The organism is Pontibacter sp. GD7 (assembly GCF_058216375.1).
In genome coordinates this window covers 270813-296521 of the sequence record NZ_JBYZMP010000004.1, presented here as the reverse complement: position 1 = coordinate 296521, position 25709 = coordinate 270813, and the positions used below count along the sequence as shown (strand labels likewise).

Here is a 25709-nt window from a genome sequence, read left to right as displayed (position 1 = left end):
TTTACTTATCTTGTAAGCAGAGCAAAAAGACCAGTATAAACCAAAAAAACCGCATACACTATGGATCAGGCTACGCAAACGATGATCGACAACCTGCAGAAAAACACGGGAAAGTCTCTGGAGGAATGGATAGGTATTGTAAAAGCTTCAAGAATAGAGAAACACGGCGAAATTATCAAGTACCTGAAAACAGAGCATGGGTTTACGCACGGCTTTGCCAACCTGGTGGCGCACAAGGCCAAAGGCAGCGATGCTGGCTCTTCGGAAAACCCTCAGCAGCTGATCGAGGACCAGTACAAGGGCAAGGAAAGCCTGTACCCAGTTTATGAGAGCCTTGTAAACGAAATGAAGCAGTTTGGCGACGATGTGGCGTTTGTTCCTAAAAAGGCCTATGTAAGTGTGAAAGCAAAAAAGCAATTTGCGCTGATACAGCCGTCCACCAAAACACGCCTGGATGTGGGCATCAATTTAAAGGGCAAAGAGCCGGAGGGAAAACTCGAGAAATCGGGCAGCTTTAATGCCATGTGCTCGCACAGAGTAAGAATTGAGCAGCCCGAAGATGTTACCCCAGCATTAATGGGCTGGTTACGCGAGGCCTACGAGCAGGCTAAGTAACTATCACCTTATACTTAAAAGCATAGAACGCTAAGGCTACTAAGACATTAGCAGCGAAGCAAGTATAAAATACCATGGAGCAACGAATTACACTTATCACCATTGGGGTGCGCAACCTGCAACGCGCCAAGGACTTTTACCTGAACGTGTTCGGCTGGACGCCAACAGAAGCCAGCACCGATGGCATTGTATTTTTTCAGTTGAACGGCATACAGTTAGCCCTGTTCCCGCAGGAGTCTTTAGCCGATGATGCCGGCGTAGACCCGGCTGGCCAGGGGTTCAGGAAGTATGCGCTTGCCCATAATGTAAGGTCTGAGCAGGAAGTAGACGAACTGATTGCCCAACTGGAAGAGAAAGGTGCCCGTGTTATGAAAAAACCTGAGAAAGTATTCTGGGGTGGCTACAGCGGCTACATTGCCGACCCGGATGATAACCTCTGGGAAATAGCCTACAATCCATACTTACCAATGGATGACCTTGGGAATACCAAAATGCCATCGATACACTAAGGATCAGGATTTACAGGATTATTTGATGGACAGGATTCATTTGCTGTAAAAAGAAAAAGAGCAAAGTAGTATGCTAGTGATCTCCGACAGCGCTTCATAAAAACTAATTAAAGATTACACTATCATCCTGTCCATCTTATAATCCTGTAAATCCTGATTCAGAGAATAATTCACTCAACCACTCATTCAAAATTACCTGTGCAGACTTTCCTGGAGCTAACAGCGAAATACGTTTACGAGAAGTATAAAGAGAACATCAGCGACCTGTGCATTGTGCTGCCCTCAAGGCGTGCCAGTTTCTTTTTTAAGACTGCCCTGGCACAGGCTGCCCCGGAGCCTATCTGGTCGCCGGAAGTATACTCCATGGAAGACTTCATCCGGAAGCTTGCCAAAACGGACGTGGTTGAGCCGATAAACCTGCAACTGGATCTCTATGACCTGATGCGCGAGCAGGATCCAAATCTGGACTTCGATCAGTTTGTAACCTGGTCGGCCACCCTGCTCGACGACTTCAGCCGCATAGACCAAAACCTGGTAGATACCCGGAAACTGTTTGAGTATTTAACGGAAGCCAAAGCCCTGGAGCGCTGGGACCCCAAGTTTCTGGGTAAGGAGGTGTCCCCTACCCTGCGCAAGTACTTCAGCCTCTGGGACAATATCGAAAAAACCTATCATAACCTGCAAAAGCGCCTGCTCGAAAACAAGCAGGCCTACACCGGCATGGCCTTCCGGAAAGTAGCCCGGGACATCGAAAGTATAGCCAAGTCGGATGCATGTGCCCAGTTTATCTTCATTGGCCTGAACAGCTTAACCGTATCCGAAGAAAAAATCATCAAAACCCTGCTGAAGCATGACAAAGCAGAGGTGCTCTTCGACAGTGATGATTTTTACATGGAGGATAACACACCGAACAGGGCTGGAAGCTTTCTGCGCAAGTATAAAAGCACCTGGAAACTGCCGGAGTGGCGCTGGCAACAAAACCTGCTATTGACCGATGACAAGGAAATAAACGTGATCGGGGTAGCCAATGCCAGCATGCAGGGCAAACTGGCCGGACAGCTGTTGCAGCAGATACGCGAAAAAGACAAGCATGCGCAGGTAGCCATCGTGCTGCCCGATGAAACCTTGCTTTTACCGGTGCTGCACTCCATTCCGGAGGAGATCCCGACCTATAACGTAACCATGGGTCTGAGCTTTAAGGGCACTCCCCTGTTCAACCTCGTGGACCTGCTGTTTGAGGTACACCTGACCGGCGTTACCCAGCTCACCGACTCCGGCTACAAAGTGCACCAGTACCATCACCTGTCGGTTACCAAACTGCTCACGCACCCTTTTATCAGAAGGTATGAGCTGCACCTGAACGACGACCCGGAGCAGGCCAAATACCATGGCATGATACAAACCGTGCTGGAGAAGATGGTGCAGGAAAACAAAGTACTGGTACGGGCTGAGGAACTGTTGGAACTTAGCCAGCACCACCCGCTTTTCGAGGTGCTGTTCACCAGCTGGCGCGATTGCGACGACATCATTCATGCGATGTATGAGCTGATCGAGCTGCTGCGCCAGGTATACAGCCACGGCCACAACTCCATCGAAACGGAGTACCTGTACATTTTTTATACTTTGGTAAAACGCCTCGATACCATTTTCGATTGCCGTGAGCAGAAGATCTCGGTGCGCAGCTTCAAGAAGTTTTTATACGAACTGATCAGCCAGACGCGCCTGCCCTTTAGCGGTGAGCCTATTTCTGATGTGCAGATCATGGGTATGCTCGAAACCCGTGCACTGGACTTTGAGAACCTGATCATACTTTCGGTAAACGAAAACACTTTGCCGGCACCAAAACGCCACGAATCGCTGATGCCATACGATGTGCTGAAGCAGTTTGGCCTGCCTACCTACGCCGAGTCTGAGGGTGCCATGGCTTATAACTTTTACCGCCTGCTGCAGCGCGCCAAAAACGTAAACCTGCTCTACGTGCTGCCATCCGACACCTATGGCTCCGGTGAGAAGAGCCGCTTTATACTTCAGCTGCAAAACGACCTGGCGCTGCGCAACCCACGCATCACCTTCCGCGACATGACGGCTGCCGTGGAGCAGGAACAGACACGCAAGTATGAGGAGGACATCCTGATTGAGAAAGACGCAGCCACCATTGCGCAACTAAAGCAGGAACTGGAGCGTGGCCTCTACCCTTCGCACATGAACATGTACATCAACTGTTCGCTGCAGTACTACTTTACCCGCATTGCCAAAATGCAGGAGATCGATGAGGTGGAAGAGCAGTTAGGCGCTGACCAGTTTGGTACCATCGTGCACCAGGTGCTCGAAGATTTCTTTAAGCCGCACGAACAAAGCGGCGAACCCATTACCGCTGGACATATAGCACAAATGCAGAAGGCCCTGCCCGCCAAAACAAAGGCTGAGTTCAGCAAGGTTACGCAAGGTGCCAAACCAGAGCGCGGCATGAATTACCTGCTTTACAAAGTGGCCGTTGAAGTGCTGGAGAAATACCTGCACCAGTTAAAAGATTCGGATGAGTTGCCGCTGTATGTATTGCGCCTCGAAGAAACCCTGGATGCCATACTTCCGGTGCAGGTAAACGGCGAAACTTTGCAGGTGCGCGTTGCTGGAAAAGCAGACCGCATCGACCTGACAGGGCATGAACTGCGCGTAGTGGACTACAAAACTGGCAAAGTTGAAAAAAGCCAGCTTAACGTAAAAACTGATGACGTGGAAACCCACTTCCTGACCGATGCAAAGTATGGCAAAGCCCGACAGTTGTGGCTTTATGAGTATATTCTGCACCGCACCCTGCAGCGCGAACCAGAAAAGATACTCCGCAATGCGCCGCATGTGTCGCCGTTGGCAGTAGATCCTAAATCTGGCATCATCTCGTTCCGTAACCTGGAGGGGGGTGTGCTTTCATCTGAGTTTAACTTTCCAGAGGAAATAGGCGGCGATTTTATAAGTGCTTCTGAGTCGCTTCTGTCGGACTTCGTGAATCGACTACTAGACCCGGAGGAGCCTATCCGAAAAACGAATGACCTCGAAGTTTGTAAATGGTGCGCTTACCGGGGCATTTGCGCCAGGTAAACCATACTTTTAGGCTGTGCAGGAACATACACAAAGTATAAAATACATTGCAGGATAATATTATCATAATAATATATTCATGCAACCGTTGATGTAAAAACCGAGTCCTGTTAAAAACAAACTTAAAAACGCATGAAAACATCACCAGCTCTTTTGTTACTGTGTTTGCTACTTATGCTAGTGTCGTGCCGTAAAGAGGAGACACCCGCACCCGTAGAGCAAATGATACCTTTAAAAGTAGGCAACGAATGGGTTTATAAAGTAACAGACTACGATAGCAATGGCAAGATCATGTCGACCAGCGAATCCAGAACTGTGGTGCTACGCGACACCGTGATAAATGGCGGTACATGGTACATTTTGAACGGAAAATCCATTATGCATAACCACAGAAACGGGTATGCATACTTCAATAAAAACAGAAGGCCCGGTGACGAGGCTGTGCTGATCTATCCTAATGCCAACCATGGCCCTATCGGGTATGGGTACCAGTATCCCAATTATACCCTATGGGTGCGCACAAGCAGTACATACCAGCTAGCTCCTATCGAAGATGCACTTGAGAACCTAACTGGCTATACTTTTGTGATCAGGAAGGAGCACTCACAACCAGGCAGTACCACACCGTTTACGTTTAAGCAGAAAGATTACGTTAGTCCTAAAGTAGGTCTGGTGCGCTCTGATAGGTTCTTCGTGGATTCAGACGTATTGATGCGCCGTTATGAGCTAGTGAGCTATACTTTAAAATAAGGTCTGGAAAGCGTTTTTTAGGTTTGCCCGGTAATATCAACTGATTAAAGTATGCGGCTATACTTTTTTCACTCGGGCATTTTTAGTAATATCGCTTTGCCCAATTTCATTTTAAAGAAAAGTATACCGTTTTGCGAAAAGTAGTTTTACCCTTACTCCTGCTGTTCATTACCTTTCAGGCATTTGCCCAAAGCACTTTGCTGCGCGTGCAGGCCAAACAAGGCGACGGAATTTATACTTTGCTGCGCCGCCATGGCCTTTCCACTTCACAGCTGAAAGAATTCCTGGACCTGAACAAAGACAACCTGGGCGAAAACAACAGCCTCTATGCAGGCCGCACGTACATTCTTCCGGCAAAGGGAAGCAAAACGGAAACAGGCGCTGCCGAACCAGCACCTTCGAAGGTAATGACGGTTCCTATCTTCGGTAAAAAGTATGAGCGTGTGGAACTGATAGACCAGAAGCTGAAGGGAGCAGTGTATTACCTGGTAAGCGGCCACGGTGGTCCGGATCCGGGTGCAGTTGGAAAGTATGGCCCCTACAAGCTGGCAGAGGATGAGTATGCCTATGACGTGACAATACGCCTGGCCCGACGCCTGATGGAGCATGGCGCCACGGTGTACATGATCATCCAAGATGAGAAAGATGGCATCCGGGACGAGAATATCCTGAAGATGGACCAGGATGAGAAAAATTACAACGGATCACCGGTTTCGCGTAGCCAGGTGCAGCGCCTCCGCCAACGGGTAAACGCCATCAACTCATTATATGCAAAGCACAAGGGAGCCTACCAGCGCATGGTTACCCTGCACATAGACAGCCGCAGCGAACGCAAAAACATTGACGTGTTCTTTTATCACCACGAAAACAGCAGCGACGGCAAAAAGCTGGCGGAAAGTATACACGCTACTTTTGACAGAAAGTATAACCGCCACCAGCCCTCCCGCGATTACTCAGGCACTGTTTCGCACCGCAGCAGTTTGTATGTGGTAAAGTATAGCCACCCGCCAACGGTTTTCATCGAACTGGGCAACATCCGCAACGACCTGGACCAGCGCCGCCTCGTGATCCCGAACAACCGCCAGGCGCTTGCCAACTGGATCTGCGACGGCATAATTGCAGACTACAGAAGCAAGTAAACTAATGCACCTTAAACCTGTTCAGGTTGGGTTTATACTTACGTTTGCGCGTTAATTCGTGCTGGTAAACAGCCTGCCCCAGCTTTTTCATGAACGGGAAGCCGATGCTGTCGTACTGGTAGTCATTGGTATTAAATACCATAGCCTCATTTACAAGTATAACCAACGTCAACAAAAATTCCACCTGGTTCTCAAAGTCAACGATGTAGGCATTGTCTATCAGAAAACCGTAAGCATCCCCTACCTTGTTGAAGCTGCGGATGTGTTTTGGTAGTGGTTCTTTCTGGTTACCAAAAAGCAGGAATTTCACATAACTGTCGTTGTAGGTTGCAGTGTCGTAGGCAGGGTAATCGCTTTCGCGCGGCAGCATGCCCATGTACCTGTACAGGAAAGTATAATCCTCTTCGGTAAGGTTAAAACGCTGCTGTGCCGGTACCGCCTCCGGGAAAATAAGCGACTTAAGTATGGCTTGCTGCGTGGCGATGGTTAAAAAATTCTTGTCCGAAAAATCCATGGGCTGCTGCACCAGCTTTCCGTTCTGGTAGTACCCCACTCCCATGCGTGTAGTTTTAAGCTTGTTCGGGTACTCATTCGGGTTATAGACAAGCCACTGCTGGAACACAATGCTGTCACCGTCATAAAACCTGATCGGGTTGGTATACCGCGCACGTTCTGCCCCATCTCCAACCGAAAGCCGGTGAATAATGCGTACATCCTGATAGCCTTTCTTATGCAGGGTTTCGTTCAGGGTTTGCTGCCCTACAAACTCATACAACCGGTTGTAAGCATCGTTATCACTCACCAGTAAAATCTTCTTTATATAATGCCCCACCGAAGGCAGGCCATTGGCAGAACTGGGATCCCGGAGAACACCACTCTGCTGGGCGTAGGCGCTGTCGATGCGAAGGGGTGTATCGCGGGTAAGGCCGCTTACCTGCAGGTTGTTTATCTTTTCCAGGGCTGCGGCTGCGGTGGCCAGCTTAACGGTGCTTGCAGGGTAATAATACCGCTCCGGATCTACTCCCCAGGTATAAGTTTTAAAGCTCGTTTTGTTTTGCTTGTCGCGGTTTACCTGTGTGTACATGATCTGCACCTGGAATTTATCGGGGTGTTGTAACACATGGTTTAAAAAAGAGTCTTGTTGCTTTAAAAGTAGCTTCTCCAGGTATTTCTCCTGCTTGCTTTTCTGGGCCTGAAGGCACCATGCAGGCAGCAGAAGCAGTATACACAGCAGGTATCGGTTAGGGTTTAACATATTTAGTTAACAGCATAACAAACTTAGTAACAGGCACCTTTCATCAGCTCAATATACAACATTTCAACTTAGCAGTTATACAACAGCAAACAGTGCAATTTGAAAGTGTCAAAATTAAGCCTCCCGAACGCATAACCCCCTGACTGTTAAGTGCAAACATATTTAAACTGCAATCGTTTTTATATTAGGAAGCTGGTATACAGCTTAATACAAGACAATTATTTGCAACTAATTAACTACTGCTATGAAGAAGATTTTAACTACTTTATTTGCTGTCGCGTTATACTTTACCGGTGCGATGGCGCAAGATTTACCAACTCCCCCATTACCAGCCTCCTCGGCTGCCGTGGCAGACGAAGCCATTAGCAAAGGCAACTGGCTGGTGGGCGGCAGCATTGCTTCCACAAGCTTCAACTTCAGCACCGATACTTACAACCTGCTCATTAACCCAAAAGCCGGTTTCTTTGCCGGCGAGAACCTTGCCATAGGTACCGAGCTTATACTTGGCTTGACAGCTTATGACGGGGGCACCAATTTTCAGTACGGCATCACCCCGTTTGCCCGCTATTACTATACCCAGGGCGGTGGTCCTACTGGCCGAATTTTCCAGGAAGTGGCATTTGGTATAGCCGGCAGCTCTACGAAAGACAACGAAGAAGATGAACCCGTTTCGCTGCTGATAGGCATACGCGGCGGTTATGCGCATTTTGTGGCTCGCAATGTGGCCATAGAGGGTATACTTGGCTATACATATACCAAAGCAGACATCAGCTCCAGCACAGGGGGCGGTGGCCTGGGCTTATCGCTTGGTTTACAGATCTACCTGCCAGGCAGAGACTAGTAAACACCAGTTTTTAACTCACCAAAAGCCAGTTCCAATGCAAAGGGGCTGGCTTTTTAAATTGTTGCTGACTGACAGCGTTCATTATACTTTACAGTTACCAAATAGCACTGCCGCGAAACAACATACTTTTATTATTGGCCCTGTAAAATTCACTGCTGTAGAAGCACTCTAATGCTGGTACGTACGTACAACATCAAACCATAAACGTCTATCAGTATAAACCTATGGCAGAACAGCATTCTCAGCTGCAGCTTAAATTTTTAGGCGGTGCAGGCACCGTTACAGGCTCTAAAATCCTTGTTAAAACTAAAAAGCACAAGCTACTGATAGATTGCGGCCTGTTTCAGGGTTTAAAAGAGCTGCGCCTGCTTAACTGGAAAAAACCACCTCTTGATGTTCCTGAGTTAGATGCGATCATTCTCACGCACGGGCACCTGGACCATTGCGGATACTTGCCAGTGCTTACAAAGTATGGCTACGCCGGCCCAATCTACGCTACACAACCAACGCGCGATGTTTCCGAAATCATTCTTCGGGATAGTGCCAAGATACAGGAAGAGGATGCCGATAAAGCAAACAAATTTGGCTATAGCCGTCACCACCCTGCCAAACCACTGTACGACGAACACGATGTGGACCGCACCATGCCGCTTTTTGATATACAGCCTCTTGGAAAACTGGTTGAAATAAATGAGGAAATGAAGTTCCGCTTACACAATAGCGGCCACATACTCGGATCTTCGTTTGTAGAACTGGAATGCCTTGGTAAGCGATTTGTTTTCTCCGGAGACCTGGGACGCAGGCGTCCGATGCTGATGCAGCCGCCTGCCCTTATAAGTGAAACAGATTACCTTGTGCTGGAATCTACTTACGGCGACAGGCTTCATGGCACAGCTTCTCCGTACGAAGAAATTCAGGAGATCGTGAACCATACCTACCACAAGGGCGGCATTTTGGTGATACCAAGTTTTGCAGTGGAACGCGCTCAGGAATTGCTACTTATCATTAACACACTCCGCTACGAAAAAGCAATACCCAATATTCCGGTTCTTCTTGATACTCCAATGGGTGCAAACGTTACGGAACTATACCTCAAGTATACAGACTGGCACAGCCTTAGCCCTGCCGAGTGCCGCGCTATGATGCACAACGTGCATATAATCCGGGAGTTTGAGCACACCATGCATGTACTGGATAATCCCGGCCCTAAAATAATTATTGCAGGCAGTGGTATGGTTACGGGTGGGCGTGTGCTGTATTACCTGGAGCGACTGCTGGAAGACAAAAAGAACACAGTCTTATTAGCCGGCTACCAGGCACCGGGCACCCGAGGCAATCTGCTTCGAAGCGGCAGCAACGATATCAAGATACACGGCAGTTATTACACAGTACACGCAGAGATCCGAAAAATAAGCTCCCTGTCTGCTCATGCCGACCAGGCTGATCTGCTATGGTGGCTTGACAACTTCACAAAAGCACCAAAGCAGGTTTACCTCAATCACGGAGAACCACAGGCCAGCGATGAACTTCGCTTAAAGATCCATGATGCTTTTGGATGGGATGTGACGATAGCCAAAATGGGCGCAACCTACGATTTATAGTATAACCGACCTCTTTTGCCTTACAAAAGGCTTTTCCTGGGGTAGAATGTAAGTCTGATCACCCCAGGGCTTTGCTTCAGGACTTCGCAAACAAACGCTTGTCAAACTCAAACGGCACCGCGTCCAATACTTTTACTTTATTGAAATCCGGGTGGCGTGGATTGACCAGGTAATTGAAATTGCCCTGCACCGTGGCCGAAGGCACTTTTAAAACCAGATGGCTTTCTTCAAGTATAAAATTATCGCCGATTTCCTGGGTAAGGTTGGCATGAGGAAAACTTTTCCAGGCCTCGGGCAGGTCTTCCGGTTTAACTTCAGGCATTTCTTCTAAATCGGGTAACTCTATCCGGACCAGGTAATAGTCAAGGGGAACGATGCCCAGGGGCATGTGTACGGCAATCTCTACGGTACAAAGCGCTATGGACTCACTGGTATACAGCATGGGCACGCCTTTGCTGTTCCAGCGTCCGCCGGCCAGCTCCGCCCCTTTGCCGCTCAAGTCATTTTTGAATTTGCTCCTGCTCAGGCGATAAACGATCATGCCAGCACGCCGTGTTCGATTCGTGTAAGTTCGTCTCTTAACAGACCAATGCCAAAGGTGTTATCGAGGAGTTCTTTTGGTTTGATGCCGCCAAGCGCCACATTCTTTGCCTCCAGCCAGGCGTCAAAATTGGCTTTGTCGCCGAATACTTCCACCCCTTTGTTATAGACTAGGGTTATCTCCAGTATCTTTTCTGAGTGTAGTGGATCGAAGGTGCGTTTCTCTTTTTTATAGCGTTGAAAGGTACGCTCAGACAGGTGCAGAAAACCAGACCACTCTGCAGTGCTGAACGGACTTTTATCGGCAATGCTCTGAAATAGCGCATACTTTATACCTTCGCGCACCGTGCTGATAAGCATGAATACGTCCCGGTCATCTATCAGTTTATAGCTAATTCCTGCTCCTATTTTTAAGGCTTGTCCCATATCGGTGGTGGTTATACTTTCAAATATACGAAACTTGTCACAAATAAAACGTCATTTGTCGCATTTAAGTTTTTGCACTACCAAAGTATAAGCCACAAAGCCAATTAGCTAAGGGTTTTTATATGCTGCTACCTCAAACCCACAAGTATAAGCACAGTCTGCAAAGCACTGGTAAAGTATAAGTATAAAAAGATTGCATTAACACTTACAGGCAAAATAACTACCTCCAGCACTTTTTTCGGTTCAGGCGCGTTTATACCCCGAACCATAGCAAAAGAACATGCGAAATTGGATAGTGGCGCTTGGTTTACTTGCAGCAGGCACAAGCGCCTGCAATACCCTTAGCGCTGTAAAAGATACAAAAAAAGAGGAAACGGTACAGGTAACTGCACTGAGTATGGCCGATGTGGTACCGGTTAAAAAGCCCAAAACGGCGGCACAAAAGGCAGCGCAGCAAAAATTCATAAAAAGCAGCACCAAACGCTTTAAGAGCAAAACGGTGGCCTCCAAATATTATGTAATGCACGCCCAGCGTACCTTTAACCAACACAAACTGGACTCGGCAAGCTACCTGCTTGGCCGCGCCTGGCTACTCGACAGCACCAACAACGACATACTGTGGGGCTACGGCAAAATTTACGGCGAACAGAAGGCGCACGACAAAGCTTTGTTCATACTTTACCGGGCCCTCGAGAAAGACAAGAACAACCCGCAACTGATGACCGATGTAGCTACCAGCCACCTGAACAGGTTTTACGCCACCAGCAACCCCGATGACCTGGTGCAGAGTAAAAAACTGCTGCAGCAGGCTGTAAAACTGGCCCCTAAGCAAACCACGGCTTATTATAAACTGGCCATTAACAGCTATTACCTAAAAGAGTACGACCTAGCCTGGAAATACCTGCACCTGAGCACGGCCAACAAAAAAGCGAAGGCCGACAAGAACTTCGTGCTGGCCTTGCTGGACAAGCAGAAAGACCCCAAAGGCGTTTACACCAAGGCAAAACTGCGCTAAGTTTGTTTATAAGATGCCATTACCTTAAATTTAAAGCGCTGCTCGTACAGCTAATCAACACAACCCAAACATGAGAAGACTACTATTTGCCCTTGCCCTTATCGTGCTGGCTGCCTCGGCAAGCTTTGCACAGGAAGACCAGAGCCACCTGGTGCTGCCGATGTTCGGCAACAAGCCTAAAACAGAAGCGCAGCAAAAAAAGGATGAAAGATTCCTGACCAGTTGCGACAAGAGTTTCCTGAACCGCCAGGAGGCAAGCAGCTTTTTTATGGAGCGTGGTTGGGAGTATTACAACGAAGGACAAGTAGATACGGCCATGTATCGCTTTAACCTGGCATGGTTGCTTAACCCGAATAACGTTGATCCTTACTGGGCCTTTGGTCTGATATCGGCATCTAAAGGCAATAACGCCGAGTCCATAACTTATTACGAAAAGGCGCTGGCTCTGGAGCCTAAAAATTCCATGCTGCTCTCTGATATGGCAAGCTCGTACCTGGCGCTTTACAGAGAGAAGAAGAAAAAGAAGAATCTCAAAAAAGCTAACCAGTTGCTAAACGAGGCGCTTACGGCTGAGCCACAAAACGCTTATGCCCTGTATAACCTGTCGCTGGCGAAGTACTACGAAAAGAAATACCCGGAAGCCTGGGACAATCTGCACAAAGCGCGCAAGCTTAACATGAGTGTGGTGGATTACGCCTATATTTCGGAACTGGTGGAAAAGATGCCGGACCCGGAAGGATTCTTCCGTTCATCAGACGCCACAGACCTTGTTAAAGAGCAAAAATAACACAGAGCCCCGGCAGCAATGCTCGGGGCTTTTTGTTCACATTAAGATCCGCAAGAATCGGGTTGGAAGTATGGGTAGCTTTTCTGTGATTTGAAGTATGAACCATTACCAGACCATCGCAAACTCACTGGCTTACATCAGGGCAAACGCCCTAGCGCAGCCTAAGCTGGAGGAACTGGCAGCGCAGGCCTGCATGAGTCCGTACCATTACCAACGCGTGTTCACGGAGTGGGCCGGCGTGAGCCCCAAAAAGTTTCTGCAGTACCTTACGCTGCAGCATGCCAAGGCAGTAATGGCGCAAACCGGCAACCTGTCAGAAGCAGCGGAAAAGTGCGGTTTATCGGGCAGTAGCCGTTTGCATGATCTCTTCCTGAACATAGAAGGCGTTACGCCCGGCACCTTCAGCCAACTGGGAGATAAACTGGAACTGAAGTATAGTTTTAACTCCTGCTGTTTCGGTGATTACATTGTAGCCTCTACCGCTAAAGGAATTTGTTACCTCCATTTCTACCAGAACCAGACCGAGGCTTTGGCAAATTTGCGGAAAACATGGCCTAAAGCCAGGCTTGTTTATACTTTTGACAAACAGCACGAGCAAGTACAGGCATTTTTCCAGAATTCTGACACTACTCGCAACACCCTCCGGTTACACTTACAGGGCACGCCGTTTCAGCTGAAAGTATGGGAAGCGTTGCTGCGCATCCCGGAAGGCTGCCTGACCTCTTACGCTGGCCTGGCACAGCACATTGGCCAGCCTACTGCCAGCAGAGCCGTGGGTACAGCCATTGGCAGCAACCCGGTTGCTTTCCTTATCCCCTGCCACCGTGTTATCAAGAGTGTGGGCGGCATTGGCGAGTACCGCTGGGGCAGCGAACGAAAAATGGCCATGATCGGCTGGGAAGCGGCCCGAAACCAACCTCTCAACGAAGTTATGCCAGAGCAACTTTCAATGTTCTGAGTAACAGTATAAATAATTCTGCTTTTTCGTTTACGGCATTCATAATTTGCTATATTTGTTCATCAGCCTAGTGCACACAATTAGCCAAAGTATAATACCGTATGAAAAAGAATTTACTCAGAGCGTCTGTCTTCGTGTTGGCAGGAAGTTTGGCGCTATCATCCTGCGTGGTGTCGAAGAAGAAGTACGACGACCTGATGAGCCGCAAGAACACCCTGGAAGTGGAGAAGGCCGATCTGGAAAGGCAAAAACTGACCCTGGAGCAGCAGAAAGCAGCGCTAGAAGAGGAGAAAGCAAGCCTGGAGCAGGCCAAAGCCGAACTGGAGCAGCAAAAGATTGAGTACCAGCAAAGCCTGGCAAAAGCCCTGAAAGAAGGCAAAGCCCTTGGCGAAAACCTGAACATGAGCAAAACGCAGATCGAACGCCTGAACGCCGACCTGAAAGCACGTGAGCAGCGCCTGGCAGAATTACAGCGCATCCTGGACGAGAAAGAAAGAGCCGTGAGCAACCTGCGCAATAAGGTTACAAACGCCCTGCTTGGCTTCAATGATAAGGATTTGAGCATAAACGTGCGCAACGGCAAAGTATACGTGAGCCTTGCCGAGCAGCTTCTTTTCAACTCCGGCTCCACCAAAGTAGACCCTAAAGGCGAAGACGCACTGCGCAAACTGGCAGCTGTGCTTAAAGAGCAAAAAGATGTAAACGTGCTGGTGGAAGGCCATACCGATGATGTTCCGATAGCAAGAGGCACTGTGGGCATGCAGGACAACTGGGACCTGAGCGTACTTCGCGCAACAGAAATTACCCGCATCCTTACAAACGCCGGCGTAGACCCAACACGCGTAACGCCATCAGGCCGTTCGCTGTACGTGCCATTGGATGAGGCCAAAACAAAAGAAGCACGCCAGAAGAACCGTCGCACAGAAATTATCCTTACTCCAAAACTGGATGAGCTGTTCCAGATACTGGAGACAACCTAAGAGTTAGCTTCTGTACACTCATTAAAAAGAGAGGCCGGCATTGAAGTTGCCGGCCTCTCTTTTTATTTATGACCACAGAATGATTTTATACTTCCGCCTTTTTTGGCATAAACTTTATAAGCAAAGGCAGCAAGGCAAAGTATAACAACACGCCGACAGGCAATGCGATCAAAGCCCAGGAGGCAACGGCAGCCAGGTTAGCCTTCCAAAGTATACCAATGGCATGTAGCCAGTCTGCTTTAAACATAGCCGTTATCTCACTAAGTGAGAAACGCAGTTCCTGCAAACCAAACAGGTAAATCCCCATTTTAGCAAACGGAATTATCAGAAGGATCTGGAGGGGCTGCATCAGGTAAGTAATAAGTATGGTGGCCGCGATGTTGAGCCTGAACCTGGCAGCCAGCGCTGTTCCCATTACGGTGGTTACGCCAATGGCTGGCACCACGCCTACCACCGTGCCCAGCGCAAAAGTAACGGCAAGCTTCTGCGGGGTCATCCCCTGCCTCAGCAGATTAGTTACAGGTGTAATTATCCTGCGCCTGAAAAAACTTACCGTGATACCCAACAAGGACATAATTGAAGATAGAAGAATTGCAGTAGTGCTTTTAAATCAAAAGACTCTACACAAACGAAAATAGTTGCAGACCAATATACTTTCCTGAAAATAAAGTCGGTCCTGAATTAAACTGCACCTTTATACGCTAACAACCCAAAAGTAACCTTGTTGTTTAAGTATAAATACCCCATCTGCAATTAAGTTTTTTCTGCTCCTGCTGCCAGGCAAGCTTCAATAACTCTTTGCCCGAAAGCAAAACTGCCATGGAACATCCTTGTCCCCGTGAATAGGAACATGTGCATGGGTACCCACAGCAGCTTTGCTAGTTAACTCAAGTTGCGATATATGATAAACCAGGCAGGTGTAAACACACCCCTGCGCCCCTCTCAAGAGGGGATTCTCACAAAAGTGTAATTAAATTCCCCTTCTTGTTCAAGCTACTATCAGGACACAAGTATAAAACGCTCTATCTACCGCGAGTTTTCAACTCGTGGTTGTCCATGTGGGCAAGCTTTCAGCTTGCGTGAGCCGTTTTTTATACTTTTGCATACCTACGCAAGCTGAAAGCTTGCCCTATAATAAGCCGCGAGTTTTCAACTCTCGGCAGGAATAACAGCGAATGTAAAATTGTGTCCTAATTGTAGCCTTGAAGGGGCGCAGGGGTGTGTTTACACCTGCCTGGTTTATCATATATCGCAACTTGAGTTTCTTATAGTAACGCCCTGAGAGAAAGTTAACTAAAGGCAAATGATCCTGGCATAACTTCATTTCTACCGTATAGTCCGCAGTTATCTTTAAACTCTATTAGGAAGGGCGCTTTATGCGAGTACCCTCGATCCTGAAAAAATACCCGCCCCTACCCTAACTTAAATAGCAATAGCTCAGCAACGTAATAGAGCAACCCTTACTCTATGGCATAACACTGAAAATCTTTTTTTAAAAGCATTAAACCATTTTAATTTCTGTTTGTCAAAACAGGCATAAAACGATCTTATACTTCTTAAACTTAAATGAAGAAACTACTACCATTTCTGCTTTTACTTGTAGGTACGGTTAATGCCTACGCGCAGAGTTTTGCTGTTTTTGGCTCGGTAGCAAGCGGCAGCGACAAGTCCGCTTTACCAGGTGCCAATATAGTGCTAAAGAAAACAACTGATGCCACTGTAACCGCCACTGTAACCGACACCGAGGGCCGCTTCCGTTTTGAGCGCATTGCCAACGGTCAATACACAGTGGAGATCAATTACATTGGCTTTGCAAAGTTTACAAGAACCGTACAGGTACAGGGTGCCACCTTAAACCTGGGCCAACTGTTGCTGCAGGACGGCTCAACGGCTTTAAAGGAAGTACAGGTTGTGGGCCGCGCGCCGCTTGGTGAGCAAAAAGGCGACACCACCCAGTTTAATGCCAAAGCGTTTAAGACTGCCCCTGATGCCAGCGCTGAGGACCTGGTAACAAAAATGCCGGGCATAACTATTCAGGAAGGTCGAGTGCAGGCCCAGGGCGAGGATGTGAGACAGGTAATGATCGACGGCAAAAGATTTACCGGAAGCGATGTTAGCACCGCTATTCGCAACATCTCTGCCGATATGATCGAGAACGTGGAGGTGTTTGATGCCCAAAGCGACAGAGCGGCTTTCAGCGGCTTTGATGACGGCAACAGACTGAAAACACTGAACTTCAGAACGAAAAAAGAGGCTCGCATTGGCTATACCGGAAAAGCTTCGGTTGGTTATGGCACCGATGAGCGCTACATGGTGGGTGCAACTGTAAACTTCTTCAACAACAACCGCAGAATAACAGTTACAGGCCTTACCAACAACATCAACATGACCGATTTCTCTATCGGTGAAACACCGGGTGGAGGCATGCGTGGCCGCAGAATGTTTGGAGGTGGATCGCCAAGAGGCATCAGCGAAAACAACAACTTCAGCATCAACTACAACGACATGTGGGGCAAGAAGATCGAGGTTGGCGGAAACTATACTTATGCCAAAAACGAAACGGTTAACAACCAGTTCCGCTTCCAGGATTACTTTGCCACTGACCTGGACCGTGTGTACCGTGAGAACAGCTTCAACACCAACGGAACAGAGAGCCACCGCTTAAATTTCCGTTTGCAGTACAACATCAACCAGAACAACAGGCTTTTGGTAACGCCAAACATTTCATTCCAGAACAACAACTCACTGCGTAACAGCACTGCCCTCTTAACATCAAATCAGGGCACTGAGTCTGAATCTGTGGAAAGAAACGATAACGAAGTTGGCAGCTTTAATTTCAGCAACAACATCCTGTATTCTCACCGTTTCGGCGAATCAGGCCGCATATTTACTGCTAACTTTACAAACAGCTACAGCAGCTCCCCCGGCGATTTATTTGAACTGGCAAACATCACAAATAACATTAGACCAGAGCGCAGCAGCTACAGAAACCAGTTTATATCTACGGATAAGGATAACTCGTCCTGGAACGCGAACCTGAACTACTCGCAGTGGATCGCAGAGAACACCCGTTTGCAGTTGGAGTACACCATCGGCAACCAGCTAAACGACTCTGACCGCAGGGTATTCGACTTTGTGGAAACAGCCAATACATACAGCAATTTTAACCCGCAGCTTAGCAACACCTTCAAAAGCGACTACATTTCGCAGAGCTTTGGCCCTAGCTACCAGTACCGTCTGGATAAAGTGAGGTTCCAGGCTGATGTGAAATACCAGTATGCTACCTTGCAGGGCGAGAACGAGTTTCCGGAGCCTTCCAATAACCTGAAACGCAATTTCTCAAATGTGCTTCCTTCGGCGGAGTATGAGTATAAGTTCTCAAACACAAGCAACCTGAACATAAGCCTGCGCACCAATACTAACACGCCTTCAATAGAGCAGTTGCAGGATGTACTGGATATATCCAACACCTTACAGCCACGCATAGGTAACCCTGAACTGGACCAGGACTACCAGAGCCGTATCAATGTACGTTTCCGCAACTTCAGCCCTGAAACAAACAAGGTGTTCTTTGTAGGTATGTTCGGTACCATCACCCAGAACTACATTGCCAACAGTGTGTATAACATCCGCAACGAGAACTACAGAGATGAGCTTCCATTTAAGACCACTGATGCCTACACGATACCAGTTGGCGCGCGTTTAAGCCGCCCTGTAAACATGGACGGCTTCGTGAATGTGCGTTCGTTCTTCAACTATGGCCAGCCGCTAAGCTTCATGAAGTCGAACCTGAACATTAACGGCTCAATCGGCTACTCCAGAATTCCAGGTATGATCGACGGGCAGGAGAACTATGCTAACACAAAAACGGCTGGCATGGGCCTGAATATCAGCAGCAACATCAGCGAGAAGATTGACTTCAACATTTCTACGTTTGGTAACTACAACATTGTAGACAACACACTGCAAAGCGTTCGTGGCAATAACAACTATTACACCCAGAACACGAACCTGCGCTACAACTGGATACTTTGGAAAGACCTGGTATACCGCACAGAGCTGAACCACCAGTATAATTCAGGCTTATCGGCTGGCGTAGAGAACAGCTACCTGCTTTGGAACATGAGCCTTGGCAAAAAGATATTCAAGAACAAGCAGGGTGAGATCAGCCTGAGCGTGAACGACCTGCTGAAGCAGAACGTGAGCATACAGCGTAACGTAGCCGCTGATTACATTGAAGACGTGCAGTCTACTGTACTGCAGCGTTACTTCATGGCTACTTTCAGCTACAACCTGCGCAAGTTCAAGAGCGGCGGCAACCAGCCAGACCCAACTGACATGCGCAGAGGTAACTGGGGCGGCGGACGCATGGGACATTAATAGTGTTTTAAATTTGGTTAGACTAAAACGGCCGGCAGCAATGCTGGCCGTTTTGCTTTTGTGCCTTTTTCAGAAATTTTGATGAGGCTATTAAACATAAATGGCTAGTACTATTGATAGCTGATCCTTGCTTTTAAGGTAGAACACTGGAGAATTTCAATCCCTGGTACGCCCAATTCCCAGTACCCTTTTGATCTTATCCAGCGTAAGGGCATGCTTCTCTGTGCCTTCTGTGCCCAGCATAAAAGCCCATGGCCTTAACTCAGGGGTGTGGTCGCAATAGATCTTGAACATGCCCAGGTAAGGCACAGCCACGAACATGCCCGGAAGCCCCCAGATCATGCCTCCCACGATGATGCTGAGAATGGTAAAGAGTGGGTTGATGTTGACTTTGCTGCCAGTGATGTTCGGGGTGAGTATATTGTTCTCTGTAAACTGCACAAGTATAAAAAATCCGATCACAGCCAGGGTTTTGTTAATGTCGCCTTGCACCACAAAAGTATAAAGCACGGGTATGGCCCCTCCGATGAGAGTACCAAAGTATGGGATAAAGTTCATAAAGGCCGAAAGTATACCCAGCAGTATGGCGTATTGCACCCCGATGATCAGCAGTCCGGCAGAATTTATAAAGCACAGGATAAGAATAACGATGACCACGCCGGCCATGTAATGCTTGGTTACGTGTGAGATGTCCTGAATTATTTTTTTTACCCTGGAGTGTGTTTGCGACGGTGTGAGCTGATATAAAAATTTTTCGACCTTGTTGCGGTAATACAGGGCCAGGAATATGTAAACCGGCATCAGCCCGAACTTAACGATGGTGTTGGTGGTGGCAGATAGTAAGTCCTTTAAAAAGCTTCCGCTTAGTTCCAGGGCATCCATAACCTGTTGCCGTAGCCAATGCTCGTTGCGCGGACGGTCGCTGCCAAATTCCTTGTCCAGAATTGCCTGCAGGCGATCCAGGTTGCCCAATACGTTCTCCTGCATGGCCGGGAAATCGCCGATGAAGACCGACAGCTGGTTGTATAGCAAAATGATAACCCCGATCAAAAAAGCCATGGCCAGGATAACGGTTATGAAGTTTGCCAGTATCCGGGGCATGCCCCATTTTTCCATACGGTTCTCTATCGGGTATAGCAGGTAGGCAAACAGCACCGCTATAAAGATCGGGTACAGGAATTCACGGGCAGCAATCAGCACAAATACCAGCAACACGACGAACAAAAGCCCAACGGTAAGTTTCTTTAGCGTTTCATACTTGGTAGCCATACTAGTGCATACTGCTACTTAGGTATATATAGTTTTACAAATAGCACCTCGGGCAATGGCATTTATCAATTAAAACACAGCTATGACGCAGGGAAAACGTACCTTTGCCTGAAATTTATACTTTACCCATGGCCACTTTCAAAGACCTAAACCTGAACCAAAGCCTCCTGATGAGCCTGGAGGACCTGAATTACACAAAACCTACACCAATACAGGAAAGCGCAATCCCTTTGTTGCTGTCGGGGCAGGATGTGGCCGGGCAGGCGGAAACAGGCAGCGGCAAAACGGCAGCCTTTGGCTTACCATTGCTGCAAAGTATAAATCCGGAGTTGCAGGCCGTGCAGGCGCTGGTGATCGTGCCTACCCGCGAACTGGCTGTGCAGGTAAGGCAGGAATTAAAGCAGTATGGCAAGCGCATTGATAACCTGAAGATAAGCGCCTTTTACGGTGGCCATGCCTTTTCACAGGAAAGAGCATCGCTGGCGCATCCGCCACAGCTGCTTGTAGGCACACCCGGCCGCCTGACTGACCACCTGAACCGCAGAACCTTAGATCTAAGCCGGGTGCAGCAGGTTGTTCTGGATGAGGCGGACAAACTGCTGGAGATGGGCTTTGAGGAAGAACTGGATCAGATACTGGCTAACCTGCCACGCAAAAAACAGACTGTGCTTTTCTCGGCTACCATGCCGGACGATGTGAAGGAGCTCATTGCCAACTCCCTGAAAAACCCACAGTTTGTAAAAGCCTCTGCCAACGCCATACCGGACAAAGTAAAGCTTATCGGCGTGAAAGTAGATCATGAAAAGCGCAAAGAGGCTGTTGAGCTATTGCTGCAAAGTATAAATGCGACAGGCACAGTGGTGTTTACGAACACGCGCATTGCCGCCGATGAACTGGCCACACAGCTACAGAACGCTGGCTTCGCTGCACGTGCACTACACGGAGGTATGGAGCAGAAAGACCGCGACAAAGCCATGACCTTATTCCGAAATGGCACTACACAGGTACTGGTTGCCACAGACGTGGCTGCGCGAGGCCTCGACATCGATGCCCTGCAAAATATTGTTCACTATGAATTGCCGATAGATGCCGCAGCATATCTGCACCGCAGTGGCCGCACAGGCCGGGCAGGCAAAAGCGGTACCGTATACACGCTGGCAACGCCCCGCGACGAAAAACAGCTGCGCGACTGGGAACAGGTGCGCATGGATGAGTGGCTGAAAGCTGAATACTTCGTGGCTCAGCCTAAAGAAGCGGCTCCGGCATCGCAGGCTGCTTTTGCCACCCTGCACATTAGCGGAGGCCGCCGCGATAAAATAAGCCCAAGAGATATAGTTGGGGCACTGATAGCTGAGGCCGGACTAAAAGCTGACCAGATCGGCAAGATTGAGATACAGGACCGGATGAGTTATGTGGCCGTACCCGAGGGCCAGAGCAGGCAGATCGCCAGAAAGTTGAGCGAAGGGAAAATAAAAGGCCGCAAGTACAAGGTAAATCTGGTGCAATAATTTTGAGCCTGTTTAGCGTTTATTAAAATCCATACTGCCCGCCCTTGCTGCGTGTTATCACCAGCAAGTATAATAGCCAGCCCCTTAAATTGTTGGTGAAAAACACCAACAATGGCGGGTTCGATTTCTTTTAGCCAAAACCCTAAACAGCATCTTTTTGTAACTTTCTAGTTATCAACCTAAAACTGGCAGATTATTTGCATTTTATCAGAAGTATTCAGTAACGGGACCCTGTCCTTTTTAAACCTCTTTTATACTTCTATGAAATTACTGTATTCTGTGCTTTTAGTGTGCCTATGCCTGTCTGTCGTACCTGCATCATCACAGCACAAAAAACCATCAGACCTGGTATTCGAAAACATTGCAGCTAAATATCGTGAGCTTAGCACGTCTGCCGAAGCGGTGAAAATTGCCGATACCCCGGTTGCGTACCAGACACGCTTTATCCAGCCCGAGGACAATGTAGTGAAAGAGTATGGCAAGCTGCGCCAGATAGCCCTTATCCGCCACGGCGAGCCTGACCTGAAGAAGACCGGCAAGTTCTCGAATGAGGAAGCCCGTAAGTTTTTAGTGGACTACGACAGCGTAGGCATTATCCGCCCTGACAAGCCCTTCCTGTCTGTGTCAAGGCCAGATGAGGTGGCGATATTCTGTAGCTCGATCAACAGGGCGCGTGCCACTGCCGATTACCTCTTTGGCCAGGACAGCATCATTACCGTTTCGCCTGATTTCAGGGAGTTTGAAACCTCAATTGGCAAGATTAAGCCAAAGCTGAAGTTACCTATCAAACTGTGGACTGCTGCGGCACGAATTAAATGGATAATGGGCTTTGAGCCTGAAGGTGTTGAAAGTTTTGCAGAGGCCAAGACACGCGCACGCAAAGCGGCAGAACGCCTGGACGACGCAACGGAAGAAAACTCCAAGGCAGTGCTTGTGGCCCATGGTTTCCTGAACCGTTACATAAAAGAAGACCTGGAGAAAATGGGCTGGCGCGTTGTGCGTGACGGTGGCCATGGCTATTTAGGCACTACCATACTTGCCAAAATAGACGACAGGCCGATAAATGAAAAAGACTTTGCAGCGGTGAATGAAGCACAACCTTCTGTTGTAGCTCCATAAAAAACGGGCATCTGTTCGATCATGTGCCTATCTTTACATCAAAATCACCTTATCCTACTTCATGAAAAGAAAATTCACGTTGCTTGCTGCCCTCGTGTTTATCAGTTCCCTGGCTACTTACGGCTGGGGTTTCTTTGGGCACAAGGTAGTGCACCAGCTGGCTATTTACGGACTGCCAAAACAGATGCAGGGCTTCTTTTATAAAAACCAGGAGTACCTGGTGCAGCAATCTATTCGACCCGATGAACGTCGCAACCATGACCCGAAAGAAGCGCCGCGCCATTTTATCGATGTGGATGTATATGGCGTAAATGCCGTTTATACCATGCCGCAGTCGTGGAAGGCAGCCGCCGAAAAATATCCCGTGGATACCCTTAAAAAGTATGGCATTGTGCCCTGGCATGTGATGGTGATGAAAGAGCGTCTGACCAACGCCTTCCGCCAGCAGAACGCTGATAGTATACTTTTTTACGCAGCCGACCTGGGCCATTATATTGCCGATGCCCACGTGCCGCTGCACACTACCCTGAACTACGATGGGCAGCTTACCAACCAGCACGGCCTGCACAGTCTCTGGGAATCCAAAGTACCGGAAATGCACGCCGAGATGTACCGGTTGCAGAACAGAAAAGCCACTTACCTGAAAGACACAGAAACCGCCATTTGGGAAGTAGTAAGATCCTCGCACAAACTATTCCCGGGGGTGCTGGCAATGGAACTGGAGGCAACAAAAGCATTTACACCCGAAACAAAGTATGTAACCGTAGAGCGCAACGGCAGAAAGCGCCAGTATTACTCTGATGCGTTTGCTAAAAAATATGCTGAGCTTCTGGGCCCTACCGTGGCACAGCGCATGCAGGCATCCGCTGAGGTGGTGGCGGATTTCTGGTATACCTGTTGGGTTGATGGTGGAAAGCCAGACCTGGACAAGCTGATGGGTGGCAGGATCACGAAAGAAGAGAAACAGTTGCTTAAGGAAGAACAGAAATCCTGGAAAAAGAACACACTTTTTCAGGAAGGTAAAGTGCTTGCATTAAAAAAGAAAAGCAACAGCTAAGTATAAAAGTATAAAAACAGGAAGGGCCATACTTGCATGCAAGTATGGCCCTTCCTGTTTCAACTGTCAGGTAATTTTTACTGGTTCATCCTTTTGTTCATTCTTCTGCGCAGCTCCATCATTACTTTTTGGTTTAACTGCGCCTCTGACCGGTATAACTGCACCACCTGCTGTGGTGTTAGCACCGTTTTAAACTCGTTGTAATATTTCCGTCGGATGGTGCTCATCCGGATGGCATTGTCCAGTTGCGCGGTAATTAGTTTGTCTGCTTCCTCGGCACTGAGGCTGTCGGGGTTTGTGCGTAGCAACCTCCCCTGCCTCGGAAACTGTACCTCGCTTTTCTCCAGTTCATAGCGCCGGTAGATCGGGGCCAGCTCATTTGCTTTGGCGTCGCTTAGTTCAAGGGCATTCTTTATCTCAAAAAGCTTGGCCTGTATAATGCGCTGCTGCAGTTGCGGGTTCCTGCTAAGATCCTGTGCCCGGACCGAAAAACAGAAGACACTGCATGTAAGTACTAAAATAAATTTACTAAGCTTGTTCATTATTCAAAAGTCTGTTCATACACGTTTAAATCTGTCTCCGCAACAGCGGCCAACAGCATTAGCTCCTCATCGGATATATTGGCAAGCACATCGTCAAGTGATTCTGGCTGCTGGGCTTTGGGTAAAGTATGGGATTTAGTTTGCTCCTTTTCCATTTTAGTACCTGGCTCTTGCGGCTGCCTGTCGGTTTGTGCCAGGGCAGGCTGTTGCATTTCCATACTTTCAGGTAACACCTGCGGCTCTGCGGTTACGGTTTTTTGCTCGGTGGTTGGTTGCGGCTCCGTAACGGCCAGGTTGTTATCTGATGCTGTGCGGCCTGAGTATACAAAGTAGCCGATGGTGAGCAAAAGCGCCACACTAGCAGCCACGGCCATGGCCGGCCACAGGCTAAACCAGGTAGTCTGCTTCTTGGCAGCTGCCCTGCGCTCTGCCTCAGCCAGGGTGCTTTCGGTTATCTTATCGAAAAAGGCTGGCGGCACTTTATAAGGCATTTTTTTGCCTATTTTATCAAAATCAAAGTTATCTTCCATTATCCTTTTATCATAAATTCTTTAATCTTAGTACTGGCATAGTGGTAGTTCGTTTTTAGCGTTGCCACCGAGCTATCCAGTACCTGGCTTATTTCCTCATAGCTTAATTCGTCATAATACCGAAGGTTAAATACCAGCTGTTGTTTCTCGGGCAATCGTAAAATAGCCTCCTGGAACTTTACCAGTATCTTGTCACCGTCCTCTGATCCAGAATCGTGCAATGTATTTATCAGTTTCTCACTTAGTTCGTCATAAGAAGTCAGGAATTGCTTTTTTGTCCTGAAAAGGCGGATGCACTCATTGGTGGCTACACGGTACAACCAGGTATACAGCTTACTCTCGCCGGCAAAGGTGTGCAGCTTATTATATACATTAATAAATGTTTCCTGCAGAATATCCTGCGCGTCTTCATGAGAAACCACCAATCGCCTGATATGCCAGTAAATACGCTCATTGTATTTATTCATCAATAAGGTAAAGGCTTTGCTCTTAGTGCGCTCCTCACGAAACATCGACAAAATCTCTTCGTCAGTCGTCTCTGCCATTCAGTCCGGGTGCTATTAATTTCCATCGCTGCCTTTTAGAAACACAAAGTCTTAAAAGGTTAAATAGAATTGTAGATAAAATTTTAAAATTTTATAAGATTAAGTATAAACTCTTATGCCATACATGTTTATACACGATTTATTTATCATATTCTTCGCATTTTATCTAAACTACTCTGAAAACAGCTAAAACCATGCAGCAAGTTAAGTTCCAGACATTAAGCGGATACATCCAGATTAATTT

Annotated in this window: 23 protein-coding genes; 15 read left to right on the top strand and 8 right to left on the bottom strand. The window is 48.0% G+C overall.

The annotated features are described in order from the left end of the window. Positions 1-60 precede the first annotated feature (60 nt). The 5 genes from AC4BAP_RS08695 to AC4BAP_RS08675 all read left to right on the top strand — a co-directional run bounded on the left by AC4BAP_RS08695 (position 61) and on the right by AC4BAP_RS08675 (position 6109). Positions 61-615 (top strand): DUF4287 domain-containing protein, encoded by a 555-nt coding sequence (locus AC4BAP_RS08695; RefSeq protein WP_490582241.1) that lies wholly within the window; start codon positions 61-63, stop codon positions 613-615. Positions 616-689: 74 nt separating this feature from the next. Next, the gene (locus tag AC4BAP_RS08690) at positions 690-1124 is read left to right on the top strand and encodes a VOC family protein (RefSeq protein ID WP_490582240.1); all 435 of its coding nucleotides are present in this window, start codon (positions 690-692) and stop codon (positions 1122-1124) included. 198 nt (positions 1125-1322) lie between these two features. Further along, positions 1323-4220, top strand: a complete 2898-nt coding sequence (locus AC4BAP_RS08685; protein ID WP_490582239.1) for a PD-(D/E)XK nuclease family protein — start codon at positions 1323-1325, stop codon at positions 4218-4220. Positions 4221-4352: 132 nt separating this feature from the next. Then, on the top strand, positions 4353-4970 hold the full coding sequence (locus tag AC4BAP_RS08680) for a hypothetical protein (protein WP_490582238.1): 618 nt from the start codon (positions 4353-4355) through the stop codon (positions 4968-4970). A 131-nt stretch (positions 4971-5101) separates the two neighbouring features. Continuing rightward, the gene (locus tag AC4BAP_RS08675; RefSeq protein WP_490582237.1) at positions 5102-6109 is read left to right on the top strand and encodes an N-acetylmuramoyl-L-alanine amidase family protein; all 1008 of its coding nucleotides are present in this window, start codon (positions 5102-5104) and stop codon (positions 6107-6109) included. A 1-nt stretch (position 6110) separates the two neighbouring features. Here AC4BAP_RS08675 and AC4BAP_RS08670 read toward each other — a convergent pair whose 3' ends face one another. Next, a complete protein-coding gene (locus tag AC4BAP_RS08670) occupies positions 6111-7364 on the bottom strand; it encodes a serine hydrolase (protein WP_490582236.1) in 1254 nt (417 codons plus the stop codon). 244 nt (positions 7365-7608) lie between these two features. Here AC4BAP_RS08670 and AC4BAP_RS08665 point away from each other — a divergent pair, with 244 nt between their 5' ends. Continuing rightward, positions 7609-8205 (top strand): hypothetical protein, encoded by a 597-nt coding sequence (locus AC4BAP_RS08665; RefSeq protein WP_490582235.1) that lies wholly within the window; start codon positions 7609-7611, stop codon positions 8203-8205. Between the two features lie 227 nt (positions 8206-8432). Further along, positions 8433-9809, top strand: a complete 1377-nt coding sequence (locus tag AC4BAP_RS08660; RefSeq protein WP_490582234.1) for an MBL fold metallo-hydrolase RNA specificity domain-containing protein — start codon at positions 8433-8435, stop codon at positions 9807-9809. A 76-nt stretch (positions 9810-9885) separates the two neighbouring features. Here AC4BAP_RS08660 and AC4BAP_RS08655 read toward each other — a convergent pair whose 3' ends face one another. Together AC4BAP_RS08655 and AC4BAP_RS08650 are read right to left on the bottom strand one after the other, a co-directional pair. Continuing rightward, positions 9886-10350 carry an RES family NAD+ phosphorylase gene (locus tag AC4BAP_RS08655; RefSeq protein WP_490582233.1) on the bottom strand — a complete coding sequence of 155 codons (465 nt, stop codon included), beginning with the start codon at positions 10348-10350 and terminating at the stop codon, positions 9886-9888. Further along, positions 10347-10775, bottom strand: coding sequence for an Xre family toxin-antitoxin system antitoxin (locus AC4BAP_RS08650; RefSeq protein WP_490582232.1), 429 nt, complete (start codon positions 10773-10775; stop codon positions 10347-10349). The genes AC4BAP_RS08655 and AC4BAP_RS08650 overlap by 4 nt, the downstream gene beginning before the upstream one ends. A 280-nt stretch (positions 10776-11055) precedes the next feature. Between AC4BAP_RS08650 and AC4BAP_RS08645 the strand changes: the two genes are divergently transcribed. The 4 genes from AC4BAP_RS08645 to AC4BAP_RS08630 all read left to right on the top strand — a co-directional run bounded on the left by AC4BAP_RS08645 (position 11056) and on the right by AC4BAP_RS08630 (position 14515). Then, positions 11056-11790, top strand: coding sequence for a tetratricopeptide repeat protein (locus AC4BAP_RS08645; protein WP_490582231.1), 735 nt, complete (start codon positions 11056-11058; stop codon positions 11788-11790). 70 nt (positions 11791-11860) lie between these two features. Beyond that, complete coding sequence (locus AC4BAP_RS08640) at positions 11861-12577, top strand: tetratricopeptide repeat protein (protein ID WP_490582230.1); 717 nt, start codon at positions 11861-11863, stop codon at positions 12575-12577. Positions 12578-12674: 97 nt separating this feature from the next. Beyond that, positions 12675-13535, top strand: a complete 861-nt coding sequence (locus AC4BAP_RS08635; RefSeq protein ID WP_490582229.1) for a methylated-DNA--[protein]-cysteine S-methyltransferase — start codon at positions 12675-12677, stop codon at positions 13533-13535. A gap of 101 nt (positions 13536-13636) precedes the next feature. Then, entirely contained in the window at positions 13637-14515 is an 879-nt protein-coding gene (locus AC4BAP_RS08630; RefSeq protein WP_490582228.1) for an OmpA family protein, read from the top strand. Between the two features lie 85 nt (positions 14516-14600). On the opposite strand, the gene AC4BAP_RS08625 is transcribed toward AC4BAP_RS08630, so the two are convergent. Further along, positions 14601-15089: a DUF2062 domain-containing protein gene (locus tag AC4BAP_RS08625; RefSeq protein WP_490582227.1), complete on the bottom strand. Its 489-nt coding sequence runs from the start codon at positions 15087-15089 to the stop codon at positions 14601-14603. Positions 15090-16081: 992 nt separating this feature from the next. Between AC4BAP_RS08625 and AC4BAP_RS08620 the strand changes: the two genes are divergently transcribed. Then, positions 16082-18895, top strand: coding sequence for an outer membrane beta-barrel protein (locus AC4BAP_RS08620; RefSeq protein WP_490582226.1), 2814 nt, complete (start codon positions 16082-16084; stop codon positions 18893-18895). 156 nt (positions 18896-19051) lie between these two features. On the opposite strand, the gene AC4BAP_RS08615 is transcribed toward AC4BAP_RS08620, so the two are convergent. Then, positions 19052-20164, bottom strand: a complete 1113-nt coding sequence (locus AC4BAP_RS08615; RefSeq protein WP_490582225.1) for an AI-2E family transporter — start codon at positions 20162-20164, stop codon at positions 19052-19054. Between the two features lie 128 nt (positions 20165-20292). Here AC4BAP_RS08615 and AC4BAP_RS08610 point away from each other — a divergent pair, with 128 nt between their 5' ends. From AC4BAP_RS08610 to AC4BAP_RS08600, 3 genes are all read left to right on the top strand, one after another. Next, positions 20293-21672: a DEAD/DEAH box helicase gene (locus AC4BAP_RS08610; RefSeq protein WP_490582224.1), complete on the top strand. Its 1380-nt coding sequence runs from the start codon at positions 20293-20295 to the stop codon at positions 21670-21672. A gap of 261 nt (positions 21673-21933) precedes the next feature. Further along, complete coding sequence (locus AC4BAP_RS08605; RefSeq protein ID WP_490582223.1) at positions 21934-22791, top strand: histidine phosphatase family protein; 858 nt, start codon at positions 21934-21936, stop codon at positions 22789-22791. Positions 22792-22852: 61 nt separating this feature from the next. Beyond that, entirely contained in the window at positions 22853-23848 is a 996-nt protein-coding gene (locus tag AC4BAP_RS08600) for a zinc dependent phospholipase C family protein (RefSeq protein ID WP_490582222.1), read from the top strand. A 77-nt stretch (positions 23849-23925) separates the two neighbouring features. Here AC4BAP_RS08600 and AC4BAP_RS08595 read toward each other — a convergent pair whose 3' ends face one another. Genes AC4BAP_RS08595 through AC4BAP_RS08585 form a run of 3 tightly spaced genes read right to left on the bottom strand, consistent with a single transcriptional unit; the run spans position 23926 to position 25465 of the window. Further along, positions 23926-24390, bottom strand: a complete 465-nt coding sequence (locus AC4BAP_RS08595; protein WP_490582221.1) for a hypothetical protein — start codon at positions 24388-24390, stop codon at positions 23926-23928. After that, positions 24390-24920, bottom strand: a complete 531-nt coding sequence (locus AC4BAP_RS08590; protein WP_490582220.1) for a hypothetical protein — start codon at positions 24918-24920, stop codon at positions 24390-24392. Before AC4BAP_RS08590 ends, AC4BAP_RS08595 begins: the two co-directional genes overlap by 1 nt. Beyond that, on the bottom strand, positions 24920-25465 hold the full coding sequence (locus AC4BAP_RS08585; protein ID WP_490582219.1) for an RNA polymerase sigma factor: 546 nt from the start codon (positions 25463-25465) through the stop codon (positions 24920-24922). The genes AC4BAP_RS08590 and AC4BAP_RS08585 overlap by 1 nt, the downstream gene beginning before the upstream one ends. Positions 25466-25709 lie beyond the last annotated feature (244 nt).

Coding starts and splice junctions, on each gene's coding strand:
- AC4BAP_RS08695 (WP_490582241.1), top strand. CDS start 61: ATGGATCAGGCTACGCAAACGATGATCGACAACCTGCAGAAAAACACG.
- AC4BAP_RS08690 (WP_490582240.1), top strand. CDS start 690: ATGGAGCAACGAATTACACTTATCACCATTGGGGTGCGCAACCTGCAA.
- AC4BAP_RS08680 (WP_490582238.1), top strand. CDS start 4,353: ATGAAAACATCACCAGCTCTTTTGTTACTGTGTTTGCTACTTATGCTA.
- AC4BAP_RS08670 (WP_490582236.1), bottom strand. CDS start 7,364: ATGTTAAACCCTAACCGATACCTGCTGTGTATACTGCTTCTGCTGCCT.
- AC4BAP_RS08665 (WP_490582235.1), top strand. CDS start 7,609: ATGAAGAAGATTTTAACTACTTTATTTGCTGTCGCGTTATACTTTACC.
- AC4BAP_RS08660 (WP_490582234.1), top strand. CDS start 8,433: ATGGCAGAACAGCATTCTCAGCTGCAGCTTAAATTTTTAGGCGGTGCA.
- AC4BAP_RS08655 (WP_490582233.1), bottom strand. CDS start 10,350: ATGATCGTTTATCGCCTGAGCAGGAGCAAATTCAAAAATGACTTGAGC.
- AC4BAP_RS08650 (WP_490582232.1), bottom strand. CDS start 10,775: ATGGGACAAGCCTTAAAAATAGGAGCAGGAATTAGCTATAAACTGATA.
- AC4BAP_RS08645 (WP_490582231.1), top strand. CDS start 11,056: ATGCGAAATTGGATAGTGGCGCTTGGTTTACTTGCAGCAGGCACAAGC.
- AC4BAP_RS08640 (WP_490582230.1), top strand. CDS start 11,861: ATGAGAAGACTACTATTTGCCCTTGCCCTTATCGTGCTGGCTGCCTCG.
- AC4BAP_RS08635 (WP_490582229.1), top strand. CDS start 12,675: ATGAACCATTACCAGACCATCGCAAACTCACTGGCTTACATCAGGGCA.
- AC4BAP_RS08630 (WP_490582228.1), top strand. CDS start 13,637: ATGAAAAAGAATTTACTCAGAGCGTCTGTCTTCGTGTTGGCAGGAAGT.
- AC4BAP_RS08625 (WP_490582227.1), bottom strand. CDS start 15,089: ATGTCCTTGTTGGGTATCACGGTAAGTTTTTTCAGGCGCAGGATAATT.
- AC4BAP_RS08620 (WP_490582226.1), top strand. CDS start 16,082: ATGAAGAAACTACTACCATTTCTGCTTTTACTTGTAGGTACGGTTAAT.
- AC4BAP_RS08615 (WP_490582225.1), bottom strand. CDS start 20,164: ATGGCTACCAAGTATGAAACGCTAAAGAAACTTACCGTTGGGCTTTTG.
- AC4BAP_RS08610 (WP_490582224.1), top strand. CDS start 20,293: ATGGCCACTTTCAAAGACCTAAACCTGAACCAAAGCCTCCTGATGAGC.
- AC4BAP_RS08605 (WP_490582223.1), top strand. CDS start 21,934: ATGAAATTACTGTATTCTGTGCTTTTAGTGTGCCTATGCCTGTCTGTC.
- AC4BAP_RS08600 (WP_490582222.1), top strand. CDS start 22,853: ATGAAAAGAAAATTCACGTTGCTTGCTGCCCTCGTGTTTATCAGTTCC.
- AC4BAP_RS08595 (WP_490582221.1), bottom strand. CDS start 24,390: ATGAACAAGCTTAGTAAATTTATTTTAGTACTTACATGCAGTGTCTTC.
- AC4BAP_RS08590 (WP_490582220.1), bottom strand. CDS start 24,920: ATGGAAGATAACTTTGATTTTGATAAAATAGGCAAAAAAATGCCTTAT.
- AC4BAP_RS08585 (WP_490582219.1), bottom strand. CDS start 25,465: ATGGCAGAGACGACTGACGAAGAGATTTTGTCGATGTTTCGTGAGGAG.